We start from the raw sequence: 14,382 nt of genomic DNA, 5'->3' as shown, positions 1-14,382 counted from the left end.
GCTGGTCCGACAAGAACGCTGGAGTTTCAATGGGCCGTCACAGTACGAAAGCGCGCCGACGTCGGAGTTGGATTTTCGCGGGAGCGGCTGTCGCCGTACTGGTTCTGGCCCTCGGTGTCGCCTGGTATCAGGATGCCCTCGACACCATTTTGCCGCCGAACGCGTGGGCAAGACACTGCACTCCAACCCAGTTGAGCGTCATAGCCGACACGACAATCGCCCCGGCGCTGACCAAATCTGCTGCGACATTTGACGCGGTCACGCCCTGCGTGAAAACCACCGTGCGAGCGCAGAACTCGGCTGACACGGCCGCCCTGCTGGCGGTCGGCGGCGATGCGAAGGCCGACGTCTGGGTGCCGGACTCACCGGCGTGGGAAAGCCGGATCCAGGTCATGGCCTGGTCGCTGATCCGGCCGGCGCCCGAAATGCAGTTCGGTGCCGCGATCGCCACAACTCCGCTCGTCTTCGCAGCCCCGGTTCGGGAAACCGCCGCGCTCGCCAACACGAAGCTCGACTGGAACTCGGTCGCCGACGGCTCCGTGAACGCCCTGCTGCCTGAGCCCGCACAGAACGGCCCGAGCCTCGCCGCCCTCGCGGCAATCAAGCAGAGCCTGTCATCGTCCGATCAGCTGGCGTTCTCGCGCGCGATGATCGCGCTCGGCAAGAACATTCCGAGTTCGGATGCCGCGGCATTCGCCGACGCCCAAAACGCCCAGAATACGAGCGGCTCCACCGTCGCAATCACGACAGAACAGGCGGTCGTTGCGCAAAATGCGGCATCGCCGTCCAGTCAGTTCTTCGCCGTATACCCGAACAGTGGCACGGTGAGTGTCTCGTATCCGTTCGTGCGACTGGACGCTTCGACGGCCGACGCTTCGACGGCCGCCGATTCGACGAGCGCTGATTCGACGCGCGGTCGTCTGGTGTCTGCACTCGAGCACCAGTTCGCAAGCAATAGCAAGCCGTTCGCGCGCGCAGGGTTTCGCACAGCATCCGGAGCCGGTGATTTCTCCGCAACCGGGGTAGTCGCTGCCGCACCGAAGGCGGAGCCGGCGCTCGATGGCGGAGCGCAGGTGGGCATCCTGCAGTCCTGGTCGTCCATCACCGTGCGATCACGGATGCTCGTGGTCATCGACGTCTCCGGCTCGATGCTGGACGATGCGGGCGGTGGGCTGACCCGGATCGGTGTGTTCCAGCAGGCGGCACCGGGCGTCGTCAGCATGTTCTCGCCCCAGTCCGAGTTGGGCATTTGGGAGTTCTCCACCAACCAGGTGGGCACACAACCGTGGAAGCCGCTGTCGCCGGTGGCTCCGATCGGCGACCCGGCGCACGCGGCGGACATCGCGAACATCATCGCAACGCTGCCCAGCCAGGTGCAGGGAGACACCGGACTCTACGACACAACGCTCGCCGCAGTGAAGCAGATGCAGGCCACCTACGACCCGAAGATGATCAATTCCGTTCTGGTGATCACCGACGGTGTCAACGATGACCCGGGAGGCCTCGCACTGCCGAGCCTGCTGACGCAATTGAAGGCAACGCACAGCGCCGACAAACCCGTTCCGGTCATCATGGTCGGACTCGGACCCGAGATCGACCTCGGCGTCATGTCGCAGATCGCGGCAGCGACGGTCGGATCGGCATACTCGGCGATGAAGCCGCAAGACCTTGGCAACGTGCTGGTCGACGCACTCTCGCAGCGCACCTGCCGGCCGTACTGCTCGTAGGCGGGTCGCGAGCGGGTCGCAGGCGGGTCGCAGGCAGGTTGCCGGCGGGTCGTAGGCAGGTCGCACGCGGGTCGCGAGCTGATCGGTTACGGACGCGAGGCGCACGCGGGCCAGGGGTGAGACCGATCCGAGGCGAACGCGAACACTGCGGGTTCGATGCGCCCGTTTTCGTTGTTTCAAATCCGCCTTACATAAGGCAGATTCGAAATAGCGAAAAGTCAGACATCGTTTCCTGAGCGGAAGCGACGCCATTGCGCGGATTTCACGACGATGGCGTCGAAATGTTGTCACGTTGGGCTTGACATGACGCCATAGTGGTGTCATTCTGACGTCGTGGATATTTCTCGATACGTTCAGGACCTGCAGAATCAGCTTTCGGTTGCTGCCGACGCTGCCGGCGACGACGCGAAGATCGTCGCCGGTCGGCTCGCATCCACCCTCGACTCTGCGGCGCGCCTCGTTCTGCTCGAAGCGCTCTCGGATGCCGCGGGCGAGATCACGACGGAGCTCGCCCCCGGCTCGGTCGACCTGCGACTACGCGGTCGTGAACCCCAGTTCGTCGTCACCGCGCCGCCGGTGTCGAGGTTCGAAGGCGAAACATCCGCAATGGATTCGACGCCGCACGACGAATCGCTCGCCGAGCCGGACGCGACGGAAGGCACGATGTCCCGCACCACGTTGCGTTTGCCCGAGCACGTCAAACTGCGTGTTGAGACGGCCGCGGCGCGCGAGGGACTGTCCGTGAACTCGTGGCTGCTGCGCGCGGTCACTGCCGCTTTGACCGGCGGCCCAAGTGCGCCGCAGCCGTCAGCCAAGCCCCGCAACACCGGAAGTCGCTTCACCGGCTGGGTCCGGTAGCGCCGCCAGAAACGTCGAGGAGAACAGCATGCACAACTTTTCAGCAGCCGGGCCCGTCGCGGTGTCGCTGAGCGTGCTCGCGGGCACCGTCACAATCACCGCAGGCGACGGCGACGAGGTCTCCGTGCAGGTCAGCCCGAGCAGCCCGGCAAGGTCTTCGGATGTCCGCTCGGCCGACCAGACGCGCGTCGAATTCTCGGGCGACCGGCTTACCATCGTGCAACCGAGGCCGTTGAGCCACTACGCATGGTTCGGCAGCACCAATTCGATCGACATCACGGTGCAGGTGCCCCGTGGATCCCGAATCGCCGCTGACTCATCGTATGGATCGATTCGCGTCGACGGTGCGATCGGACCGTCGAAGATCAAGACCTCCTACGGAGATGTCGACGTCGAAGAAGGCGAAGATCTGGTTCTTCGCACCGGATACGGCGACATCACCGTCGGCCGCGCAACCGGCCACACCGAAGTCGTCGGCGGCAAAGTGCGCATCGCCGAGGTCGACGGCAGCGCCACCGTCAAGAGTTCCCAGGACGGCACGTTCATCGGGATCGCGGCCGGCCCCGTTCACGTCACCTCGTCGTATGGCGACATCGAAATCGAGCACGCACTCGCACCGGTCGTTGCAACCACCGCCTACGGCAAGGTTCGCATCAACGACGCGGTGCGCGGCTCGATCGAAATGCGCAGTTCCTACGGTGGACTCGAGTTGGGCATCCGCCAGGGCACGGCCGCGTGGCTTGACCTCGATGCTCACCACGGCTCCGTGCGAAACGCCCTTGAGAACGCCAGTGCCCCGCCGGGCACCGACGAATCCGAGGAACCGGCCGACACTGTCGAGGTGCTCGGTCGCACGGCCTGGGGCAACATCACCGTGCGGCGGGCCGCCACACAGTAGCCGCCACACAGTAGCCGCCACACAGTAGCCACAGCACAGTAGCCGCAGCACCCGCGAATACAGCGCCGCCCGGTCGCGGCGCCCTACGACGACGCCTGGAAACCCCACAACCACACAACCCAACAAAACAGCCCACAACCCACAACCCACAACCCACGCAACCCGCTACCCACGCAACCCCAGAAGGAGCAACGCAATGAAAACTCTCACCATCCAGCCCGCCATCGCGGCTCGAGGTCTTCGCAAGTCGTACAAGAAGGTCGAGGTGCTCACCGGAGTCGACTTCGATGTGCCCCGTGGCAGCATTTTCGCTCTGCTCGGCTCAAACGGTGCAGGCAAGACCACGGTCATCAAGATCCTGTGCACCCTGCTGAAAGCCGATGCAGGCACGGCCGAAGTCAACGGCTTCGACGTGTTCGCGCAATCAGCGGACGTGCGCCGATCGATCAGCCTCACCGGGCAGTTCGCTGCCGTAGACGAAATCCTCACCGGGCGGGAAAACCTTGTGCTGGTGGCACAACTGCGGCACCTCAGCAACCCGGGCATCATCGCCGACGGCTTGCTTGATCGCTTCTCCCTTGCGGACGCCGCCGCCCGAAAGGTGTCGACCTATTCCGGTGGCATGCGGCGTCGTCTCGACATCGCGATGAGCCTGATCGGCAACCCGCCGGTCATCTTCCTCGACGAGCCGACGACCGGCCTCGACCCCGAGGGCCGCATCGAGGTCTGGCAGGCCGTCAAAGAACTCGCCGCAGGTGGCACGACGGTGCTGCTCACAACGCAGTATCTCGACGAAGCCGAGCAACTCGCCGACCGGATCGCGATCCTTCACGAAGGCCGCATCCTGGTCAACGGCACCCTTGCCGAGCTCAAGAAGCTGCTGCCCCCGGCCCAGGTTGAATACGTCGAGAAGCAGCCGACCCTTGAAGATGTCTTCTTCGCACTCGTCGGCGACAACGGGAGCAGCGCGAACGCGCGGGTCGCCGCATCCGCCCGCACGAGCAACGCAAGCAGCACGAGCAACCCCAGCGACGCAAACAACTCGAGAAAGGAAGAAAAATGACCACCTATTTCCTGGGCGACACGGCCGTTCTGACCGGCCGATCCCTCAAGCACGTCACACGCAGCATGGACACCATCATCACGACCTGCCTCATGCCCGTCGCGTTCCTGCTGCTGTTCGTCTACGTGTTCGGCGGTGCGATCAACACCGGAACGGGCATCTCGTATGTGAACTATCTTCTGCCCGGCATCCTGCTCATCACGATCGCGTCCGGTGTTTCCTATACCGCGTTCCGGCTCTTCCTTGACATGCAGGGCGGCATCTTCGAGAGGTTCCAGTCGATGCCGATCGCCCGCTCGTCGGTGTTGTGGTCGCACGTGCTGACCTCGCTGGTGGCCAACCTGATCTCGCTCGTCGTCGTTGTCGGCGTCGCCCTGATCATGGGTTTTCGCACCGGGGCGAGCATCGGGGCATGGCTGGCGATTGCCGGCATCCTGGTGCTGTTCACGCTGGCACTGACCTGGATTGCCGTCATTCCCGGCCTCACCGCCAAGTCCGTGGATGGCGCGAGCGCGTTCTCCTATCCACTCATCTTCCTGCCGTTCATCAGTTCCGCATTCGTGCCGACAGCCTCGATGCCCGGCCCGGTGCGTTGGTTCGCCGAATATCAACCGGTCACTTCGATCGTCAACTCAATCCGCGACCTGTTCACCGGGCAGCCGGTGGGAAGCGACCTCTGGATCGCGCTTGCCTGGTGCGTCGGCATCCTGGTCGCCGCCTACGTGGCCGCGATGGTCATCTACCGCCGGAAGATCTCGTAGGGTCGTGCGGTCGCGGCTCGCATCGGAGACGACCCGGCGTCAGCCGGAGACGACGCCGCTAGAGCGTGTCTCCTATATGCGGAGCCAACCCGGCTAGTCCGAGACAACCCGGCTAGCCGAAGCCAACGCGGCTAGTCGGAGCCAACCCGGCTAGTCGGAGCCAATGCGGCTCAGTCCGACACAACGCGGCGGCCTTCGAAGGCGCGGCCGAGGGTAACCTCGTCCGCGTATTCGAGGTCGCCGCCGACGGGCAATCCGGATGCGAGTCGCGTCACCTTGATGTCGATGGTGCGCAGCAGCCGACTCAGGTAGGTGGCTGTCGCCTCGCCCTCGAGGTTCGGGTCGGTCGCGATGATGACCTCTTGAACAGTGCCGTCTGCGAGCCGGGTCATCAGTTGGCGGATGCGCAGGTCATCTGGACCCACGCCGTCAATCGGGCTGATGGCTCCGCCGAGCACGTGATAGAGCCCGCGGAATTCGCGGGTGCGCTCGATCGCGACGACGTCTTTCGCCTCTTCGACGACGCAGATCGAGGTCTGGCTGCGGCGCGGGTCACGGCAGATCGAGCAGGTCTCCTCCTCGGAGACGTTGCCGCAGATCGCACAGAATCGCACCTTGTCGCGCACGGTCATCAACACCTCAGCCAAATGCGTGACGTCGAAGTTCTCGGTCTGCAGAATATGAAACGCAATCCGCTGAGCAGACTTCGGACCAATGCCCGGCAACCGACCAAGCTCATCGATCAGTTCCTGGATGATGCCTTCGTACACGAACTACCTCGCCTCGCCGCTCGGAGCGGGTTGTTCTTCGATGAAGGTCGCCCCAAGGATCTCGCGCACAACCGCCTCGCCATAGCGCTGCGGCTTTTCAAACGCAACGGATGCCGATGGCCGCGTCGGCTCGCTCCGTGTCGCTGAGCTGTCCCCTGCCGCTGAGCTTGTCGAAGCGCCGACCGTTGAACCGCTCCGGCTCGCTGAGCCTGTCGAAGCGCCGACCGTTTCGGCGCTGCGGCCCGGGTCGCGCCCGAGCCGTTCGTCGGGCTCCACCGGGCCGTCGTACCATCCGCCTGGCGCTGCAACGCTCGGGGCAGCCACGCTCGGGGTTGCTGCCGGCACACTGGCGACATCCTCATCGGGAACGGGCGGCTCGAACGGCGGTTCGGTTTCCGGCGGTGCATCGTCGTCTGAGGGGGCGTCCGCCGTTGCGCTGGCGCCACCGCCGCCGGGGATGGCCACGGTCGGCCAGCTCGTCGTCGATGCGCCCACGGCTGAAGGGGTGTCTGGACGCCCCGCTGCTTGCCTGTGTGGTTGCGCTGGCGGCTGGGCGGTCGGTCGGATTTGCGCCGCAGGTCGGCTGGGCGAGTCGGCCTGCGCCGGCGGGCTCGACGGCTGCGGAATTGAGGGCTGGACGTTCGACGACTCCGAGTTCGATGACTCCGAGTTCGATGACTCTGAGTTCGACGGCTGCGAGCTACCTTGCGACGCGGTCACCGACGCGTGGTCACCGTTGACCTTGGCGATGAACTTCACCCTGATGCCGAGCACAGCGAGGATCGCCTGGCGCAGGTACTCGCTCACACCCTGGCCACCACCGGTTTGCTGCTTAAAGCTGGCCACGTCGTTGCCGCTCGGAAAGTACAGCGTGAGAACATCGTCATCGAGCCGGTGCACACTCGCCGTGAAGACGACCATCCAGGCACTGCGCTTGGCGTGCTGAACGGCGTCAAGAATCTGCGGCCACGCGTCCTTGACCTGCTGGGTGGTCACCTGGCCGATGGGCGTCGTCGGTGGCGCGGCCGGGGGCGCGGTGGGAGCAGGGGTGGGCTCCTCACGGGGGGTCTCGAGACGCTCGCTGGCGCTCGCTCCTCGACCAGCGGGAGTTATCACGGAGGTCTCGAGACGCTCGCTAGCGCTCGCTCCTCGACCAGCGGGAGTTGTCACGGAGGTCTCGAGACGCTCGCTAGCGCTCGCTCCTCGACCGGCGGGGGTTGTCACGGGGGTCTCGAGACGCTCGCTGGCGCTCGCTCCTCGACCAACGGGAGTTGTCACAGGGGTCTCGAGACGCTCGCTGGCGCTCGCTCCTCGACCAGCGGGAGTGTCGGCAATCCCCTCTCGACCAGCGGGTGTGGCGTCTTCCGACGCCGACGCGGGGGCAGAGGCGGGCGGGGCATCCGCGACGCCGATGCGGCGCTCCAGGCGTTCGACGCGAGCCAGCGCACCACGTTCTGTGGCATCGCTCGCGGGCACGAGCATCCGGGCAATCATGAGCTCCAGGTGCAGTCGCGGAGAGGTCGCGCCGGTCATCTCAGTCAGCGCAGCGTTGACGATGTCGGCACTGCGCGACAGCTCGGCTTGCCCGAACTTGCCGGCCTGCGCGGCCATGTGCTCGAGTTCGTCCTGTGGGATGCCGCGCAGCACGGCTGCTGCTCCCTCCGCAGAGGTGGCGGCGACGATGATGAGGTCGCGCAGGCGTTCCAGCAGATCCTCGACGAAACGCCGGGGATCCTGCCCCGTCTGGATCACCCTGTCGGTCGCAGCGAACGCGCCAGGGGCATCCGCTGCGGCGATCGCGTCGATGGCCTCGTCGAGCAGCGCGCTGTGTGTGTAACCGAGCAGTGCAACCGCGCGCTCGTATTCGATCGTGTCGCCTTCTGACCCGGCCATCAGCTGGTCGAGCAGCGACAGTGTGTCGCGCGGCGACCCGCCACCGGCACGCACAACCAGCGGAAGCACGCCGGGCGCCACCGTCATATGCTCGCTGTCGCACATCTGCTGCACGTAGTCGAGCATCTGCGCCGGCGGCACCAGCCGGAACGGATAGTGATGCGTGCGCGAGCGAATCGTGCCGATCACTTTGTCTGGTTCGGTCGTCGCGAAAATGAACTTGACGTGCTCCGGCGGTTCTTCGACGATCTTCAGCAGGGCGTTGAAACCGCTCGCCGTGACCATGTGCGCCTCGTCGAGGATGAAGATCTTGTAGCGGTCGCGCGCGGGCGCGAAGATGGCCCGTTCGCGCAGGTCGCGTGCGTCGTCCACGCCGCCATGGCTGGCCGCGTCGATCTCGACGACGTCGAGCGAGCCACTGCCATCACGCCCGAGTTCGATGCAGCTCGGGCATTTGCCACACGGCGTATCGGTCGGGCCCTCGACACAGTTCAGGCAGCGCGCGAGGATGCGGGCGCTCGTCGTCTTGCCGCAGCCGCGCGGCCCGCTGAACAGATACGCGTGATTCACGCGGTTGGTGCGCAGCGCGGTCATGAGCGGTTCCGTCACCTGAGACTGGCCGATCATCTCGGCGAAGGACTCGGGCCGGTAACGGCGATACAGGGCTGTGACCACGGCTCAATGGTAGTCGGAGCCGCCGACAGTGCCTGCCCGGTTCGCGGCGGGCGGATGCTGCCCACCCATGGTGCGCCAGATCGCGCACCGTGCGCCACCTCGACTGGCGCAACACGCACAAAGTGGCGCACCGTCCGAGCTTGCGTCAAGACTGCAGGCTTGCGTCACGACTCCGGGCTATCGTCAAGTGCGCTCCCCTGACGAGCGCGACTCAATCGCCGAGGCCGAGGGGCGGCATCCGCCGAATACCGAACGTGTGCGCCAGGGCCGATCGTGCCGCGAACCAGCCGTTCATGCCGTGCACGCTCGGGCCGGGCACGCTCGACGCCGAGCACAGATACACGCCATCGATCGGGGTGCGCCACGGATCGTTCGACACGACGGGCCGGCGCAACAGCTGGGTCAGCGACACCGCGCCGCCGGAGATCTCGCCACCGACATTGTTCGGATTGTGCTCAGCCAGCTGCGCGGCGGACATCGCCGCGCTGGCCAGAATCGTGTCTCGGAACCCCGGTGCATACCGCTCGATCTGCCGCGTGATCGTCTCGGTCGCGTCCAGCGTGGACCCGTGCGGCACGTGCGCATACGCCCACACCACGTGCCGCCGCGCCGGCGCCCGTGTCGGATCGAACAGCGTCGGCTGCGAAACCAGCGTGAACGGATGCGCCGCGTGCCTCCCCCGCGCAACCTCGCGTTCCGCGCGCGCGATTTCCTCTCGCCTACCGCCAAGATGCACGGCGGCGGCAGCGGCCACATCCGGATTCGCCCACGGGATCGGGTCGCTCACTGCGAAGTCGACCTTGGCGACTCCCGACCCGTAGTGGAATCGCTCCAACCGCTGCCGGTACGCGACCGGCACCTCGGCCGATACCGCGCCCCGCACGCCGGCGGCCTCCACAATCCTCAGCAGCGCACGCGGTGACGTGTCGAACAAAGTGGCGCGGGCCGGCGGCAGGTCACGCAACGCCTTCACCGCGAACCCCGTGACGATTTCGCCGCCACGTGCGCGCAGATCGGCGGCCAACGCATCCGCAATCGACTGGGAGCCGCCGAGCGGAATCCCCCACCCACGCGCGTGCCCGTGCATCGCGAGCACCAACCCGGCACCCGCGGCCGCAAGCGACGGCAGCGACGCAGACGCGTGCGCCGCGACCCCGGTCAGCAACGCCGGCGCGACCTCACCGCGAAACCGCGCACCCCAGAGCCGGCTGCCCTGCTCGAGTGCCCGCAATCCGAACCGGGCGTCGACGAACGGATGCCGCGGCCAACGCAGCAGCGACGACCCCGCGAAGTCCGTGATCGCGTCAACCTCGCGCACCAGTGGCGTGAGCAGGCGCTGCCATGCGCCGCCGTCGACCCCGAGGCCGGCGGCGGCGCGATCGAGATCGCGCCAGGCGACTCCAGCGCGGCCGCCGTCGAGCGGATGCGCGTAGGACGCATCCGGAACGACGAACGACACGCGTTTCTCGAGTTCGAACGCACGAAAAAACGGTGATGCGAGCGCCTGCGGGTGCACGGCGGAGCAGATGTCGTGACGAAAGCCGGGCAGCGTCAACTCGGCGGTGCGCGCACCGCCTCCGAATGCATCCGCCCGCTCGTAGACGCGAACGGACAACCCGGCACGCGCGAGCGTCACTGCGGCGGCGAGCCCGTTCGGCCCGCTGCCGATGATGTTGACATCGACCTCGTCGCTCACAGCACCTCGCTTCCGCCGCGTCTGCTCAGGCTACGACCTCGCGTTCGCTCAGGCTACGACCTCGCGTTCACTCGGGTGGCGGGTCCGCGCATGCTCACGCGACGGCTCGACTGCACTCACACGACGACCGCGAGGGTCTGGCGCGCGATCTCAAGCTCCTCGTTCGTCGGAATGACGAGCACTGCGACGCGCGAGTCATCCGCCGAGATCACTCGCGCGACGCGCGACACAGCTTCATTGCGCTGCGCGTCGATCCGGATGCCCATCGCCTCGAGCCCCGCCAGCGCGCCCGCACGAACCAGCGCATTGTTCTCGCCGACGCCGGCGGTGAACGTGATCACATCAAGACCGCCGAGCTGCGCGAAATACGCGCCGACATACTGCTTGATCCTGTGCAGGTACACCTCGAAGGCGAGGCGCGCCTGAGCGTCGCCCGCCGTTGCGGCTGCCTGAATGTCGCGCATGTCGCCGTTGCCGCCCAGCCCGATCAGACCACTGTGCCGGTTCAGCAGTACGTCGAGTTGTTCGATGTCGTAGCCTGCGGTGCGGTTCAGGTGAAACAACACGGCCGGGTCGATGTCGCCCGAACGCGTACCCATCACGAGGCCCTCGAGCGGAGTCATGCCCATACTGGTCTCGACCGAGCGCCCGCCGTCGACCGCGCACGCCGACGCGCCATTGCCCAGGTGCAGCACGATCTGCTTGAGCTCGGCCAGCGGTCGGCCCAGGAATGCCGCGGCCGCCTCGGACACATATTTGTGGGACGTGCCGTGGAAACCGTAGCGGCGCACACGATACCGCTCGGCGACAGCCGCGTCGATCGCGTAGGTGTACGCGGCCGGCGGCAGCGTTTGATGGAACGCCGTGTCGAACACGGCCACGTGCGGCAGGTTCGGGAACGCCTTCTGCGCCGCAACGATGCCCTGCACGTTCGCCGGATTGTGCAGCGGCGCCAGTTCAGACAGGTCCTCGATGTTGATGCGCACGAGATCGGTGATCAGCGTCGGCTCGAAGAACCGCATGCCGCCGTGCACGACCCGGTGGCCGATCGCGATCGGCGGATGCTGCGCCAGACTCGGCCCGCTCGTCTCGAACGCGTCCAGCATGACCGCGAATCCTGCCGTGTGATCCGGGATCGGCAAGGTCCGCTCCGTCACGCCATCCGGGCCGTGGTGCGTTGAGCGCCCGCTGGTCTCACCGATGCGCTCGACCAGTCCGCTCGCCAGCGTCTCCTCTGTGGCCATATCGATCAACTGGTATTTGAACGAGGACGACCCACTGTTAACGACGAGGATGCTGCTCACTGGATGCTGCTTTCTGTGCTGGTAGTCGGGGGTCTCGATACGCGTACTCGCTGCGCTCGTGCGCTACTCGACCAACGGGCGGGGGTCATCCTTGGGCCTGGATCGCCGTGATCGCGATGGTGTTCACGATGTCTTCGACAAGGGCGCCGCGGGAGAGGTCATTGATCGGTTTGCGCAGCCCCTGCAGCACGGGGCCGATGGCGACGGCGCCTGCGCTGCGCTGCACGGCCTTGTAGGTGTTGTTGCCCGTGTTCAGGTCGGGGAAGATGAACACCGTTGCCCTGCCGGCGACCGGTGAATCCGGCATCTTCGTCGCGGCAACCGCGGCGTCGGCCGCCGCGTCGTATTGGATGGGCCCATCCACGAGCAACTGGGGCCGGCGAGCACGCACCAGGGCGGTTGCGGAGCGGACTTTCTCGACATCCGCCCCCGAACCGGAACTGCCGGTCGAATACGACAGCATGGCAATGCGTGGCTCGATGCCGAACTGCTCTGCGGTCTGTGCTGACGAGATCGCGATGTCGGCCAACTGGTCTGCTGTCGGGTCGGGTATGACGGCGCAGTCGCCGTAGACGAGCACCCGGTCGGCGAGTGCCATCAAGAACACGCTGGAGACCACCGAGACACCATCCCGGGTTTTGATGATCTCGAACGCCGGGCGGATGGTATGCGCCGTCGTGTGCGCGGCACCGGAGACCATGCCGTCTGCCAGGCCTGCGTGCACCATCATCGTGCCGAAGTAGGAGACGTCGGTCACGGTGTCGCTGGCCTGGCTCAACGTCAAGCCCTTGTGCGCGCGCAGCTGCGCGTACTCTTGCGCGAAGCGATAGCGCAGAACGTCGTCGAACGAGCTGACCACGTGCGCCGCGGAAATGTCCAAGCCGAGGCCGATTGCCCGGGAACGCACCTCGATCTCTTCGCCGAGGATCGTCAGGTCGGCGATGCCGCGGGTCAGCACCGTCGCGGCGGCGCGAAGGATGCGGTCGTCGTCGCCCTCCGGCAACACGATGTGTTTGCGATCGGCTCGCGCACGTTCGACCAGCCCGTAGCCGAACATGAGCGGTGTGACGACCGGCGATTGCTGCACGTCGAGGAGTGCGAACAGCGCATCCGCGTCGACGTGGGTTTCGAAAAGCGCGAGCGCGCGGTCGTGTTTGCTCTGCGAATCCGCGGCGAGCCGCCCGCGGGTTCGGGTGATCCGCACGGCGGTCTCGTAGGTTCCAAACGTCGTGCGGATGATCGGCAGGGTCGTGCGCAGCCCGTCGATGAGTCGATCGATCGGTTCGGATAGTTCGAATCCGCCGTTGAGCGCGATCGCGGACAGCGTGGGGAACGTGCCTGCCGAGTGCGCCATCAGCACGGCAAGCAGTACCTCGCTGCGATCACCGGGCACCACGACCACGGAGCCCTCGATCAGTCGGGTCAGCACATTCTCCATCGACATGGCCGCGACGACGACACCGAGCGTTTCGCGGTCGAGCAGTTGCGGATCACCCTTGATCAGGGTGCCGTCGATCGCGGCCATGACGCTGCGAACGCTCGGCGCGACCAGTGTCGTGTCTTCTGGAACGGCCCAGACCGGGGCTGCGGTGCCTGTGATGCGCTGCGTCGCGCTGCCCACAGTGTCGATGATCTCGGCGAGCGCGGCTGGGTCGGCCCTGTTGACGACGATGCCGAACAGTCCGGCGTGCTCGACCTGCAGTTCAGACAGGGTGACCTCGGCGAGCTGGCGCACCTCGTCTGGGGTGCGGGCATCCGCTTGTCCGAGGCGTTCTTCCTGGCCCTGGCCGGAACGCCCGCCGAGCACGAGCAGCACAGGTGCCCCGAGGTTGGCTGCCACCCGGGCGTTGTAGCCGAGTTCGGTCGGCGCACTGACGTCGGTGTAGTCGGAGCCGACGATCACGACGGCGTCGCACTGAGCCTCAACGGCCTTGTAGCGTTCGACGATGCGTGATAGCGCCGCGTCGGGATCGGCATGCACATCGTCGTAGCTGACGCCGATGCACTGGTCATAGTCGAGGTCGACGGCCACGTGGTCGAGCAGCAGCTCGAGCACGTAATCGCGTTCTGTCGCGGATCGGGCGATCGGGCGAAACACCCCGACGCGGTGCAGTCTGCGGGCCAGGGTGTCGAGCACCCCCAGAGCGATCGTCGATTTTCCGGTGTAGCCCTCCGCCGAGGTGATGAAGATGGATCTCACTCAGTGTCCCCTCTGCGACTGGCTTGCCCGCGTGGGTGCCGCCAGCAAATGAAAAGGACCCCTCGCGCACCCGCCAGAGCCCGGTTACCCTTGCTTCGTTTCCGTCCTGGGGGAATTGGCCTGGATGGCGCCACGCGAGGAGCCGACATCCAGTGTAACCGGTGACTGACGGGGTGCCGTAACCGCAGGGTTGAGACAAGGTGGCTCGCAGGTCGAGCCGTGGCGCGGCATCCGGTAAGCTTCTCTGTGGCCATCATCCGAATGCGGATGCTGCCGGCCAGGAGAATTCGCCTAGTGGCCTATGGCGCACGCTTGGAAAGCGTGTTGGGTGCAAGCCCTCGGGGGTTCGAATCCCCCATTCTCCGCCGATTGAAAACTACCCGTGATCGGGTTTTTTACACTTGCGAGCGACGATCCATTTCCCTCCGTGTGCTGAGATATGTGCTAAGCCCGATCCAGATGCTCGGCGAATCGGCGTACTGCGACTTTCTGCGTCGTCGGGGTGACGTGGCCTTTCGGGACGCTCGTCATTTTCCG

The 14,382-nt window shown here is 66.0% G+C and carries 10 protein-coding genes, 1 tRNA gene and 1 other RNA gene; 6 read left to right on the top strand and 6 right to left on the bottom strand.

The features are described 5' to 3' along the window. Window positions 1-29: 29 nt before the first annotated feature. The 5 genes from QU604_RS05540 (at window position 30) to QU604_RS05520 (ending at window position 5,307) form a co-directional block, all read left to right on the top strand. Entirely contained in the window at window positions 30-1,727 is a 1,698-nt protein-coding gene (locus QU604_RS05540) for a VWA domain-containing protein (RefSeq protein WP_308467816.1), read from the top strand. A gap of 333 nt (window positions 1,728-2,060) precedes the next feature. Then, window positions 2,061-2,585, top strand: coding sequence for a histidine kinase (locus QU604_RS05535; RefSeq protein ID WP_308467815.1), 525 nt, complete (start codon window positions 2,061-2,063; stop codon window positions 2,583-2,585). A gap of 28 nt (window positions 2,586-2,613) precedes the next feature. Then, complete coding sequence (locus QU604_RS05530; protein ID WP_308467814.1) at window positions 2,614-3,483, top strand: DUF4097 family beta strand repeat-containing protein; 870 nt, start codon at window positions 2,614-2,616, stop codon at window positions 3,481-3,483. Window positions 3,484-3,679: 196 nt separating this feature from the next. After that, window positions 3,680-4,546, top strand: a complete 867-nt coding sequence (locus QU604_RS05525) for an ABC transporter ATP-binding protein (protein ID WP_308467813.1) — start codon at window positions 3,680-3,682, stop codon at window positions 4,544-4,546. Further along, on the top strand, window positions 4,543-5,307 hold the full coding sequence (locus QU604_RS05520; protein ID WP_308467812.1) for an ABC transporter permease: 765 nt from the start codon (window positions 4,543-4,545) through the stop codon (window positions 5,305-5,307). The genes QU604_RS05525 and QU604_RS05520 overlap by 4 nt, the downstream gene beginning before the upstream one ends. 170 nt (window positions 5,308-5,477) lie before the next feature. Here QU604_RS05520 and recR read toward each other — a convergent pair whose 3' ends face one another. The 6 genes from recR to ffs form a co-directional block, all read right to left on the bottom strand. Further along, window positions 5,478-6,077, bottom strand: a complete 600-nt coding sequence (recR, locus tag QU604_RS05515) for a recombination mediator RecR (RefSeq protein ID WP_308467811.1) — start codon at window positions 6,075-6,077, stop codon at window positions 5,478-5,480. A gap of 3 nt (window positions 6,078-6,080) precedes the next feature. Next, entirely contained in the window at window positions 6,081-8,645 is a 2,565-nt protein-coding gene (locus QU604_RS05510; protein ID WP_308467810.1) for a DNA polymerase III subunit gamma and tau, read from the bottom strand. Window positions 8,646-8,856: 211 nt separating this feature from the next. After that, the gene (locus QU604_RS05505; protein ID WP_308467809.1) at window positions 8,857-10,341 is read right to left on the bottom strand and encodes a phytoene desaturase family protein; all 1,485 of its coding nucleotides are present in this window, start codon (window positions 10,339-10,341) and stop codon (window positions 8,857-8,859) included. A gap of 116 nt (window positions 10,342-10,457) precedes the next feature. Then, on the bottom strand, window positions 10,458-11,645 hold the full coding sequence (locus QU604_RS05500; RefSeq protein ID WP_308467808.1) for an acetate/propionate family kinase: 1,188 nt from the start codon (window positions 11,643-11,645) through the stop codon (window positions 10,458-10,460). A gap of 85 nt (window positions 11,646-11,730) precedes the next feature. Beyond that, complete coding sequence (gene pta, locus QU604_RS05495) at window positions 11,731-13,845, bottom strand: phosphate acetyltransferase (protein WP_308467807.1); 2,115 nt, start codon at window positions 13,843-13,845, stop codon at window positions 11,731-11,733. A 50-nt stretch (window positions 13,846-13,895) separates the two neighbouring features. Continuing rightward, window positions 13,896-13,992, bottom strand: an RNA gene (gene ffs / locus QU604_RS05490) — signal recognition particle sRNA small type. 133 nt (window positions 13,993-14,125) lie between these two features. On the opposite strand from ffs, the gene QU604_RS05485 reads away from it, so the two are divergent. After that, a tRNA-Ser gene (locus tag QU604_RS05485) sits at window positions 14,126-14,210 on the top strand. Window positions 14,211-14,382: the final 172 nt, after the last annotated feature.

The organism is Rathayibacter sp. SW19, assembly GCF_030866825.1.
Taxonomy (GTDB): domain Bacteria; phylum Actinomycetota; class Actinomycetes; order Actinomycetales; family Microbacteriaceae; genus Rathayibacter_A; species Rathayibacter_A soli.
The sequence above is the reverse complement of the archived record's forward strand: the minus strand, read 5'-3'. Positions and strand labels throughout refer to the sequence as shown.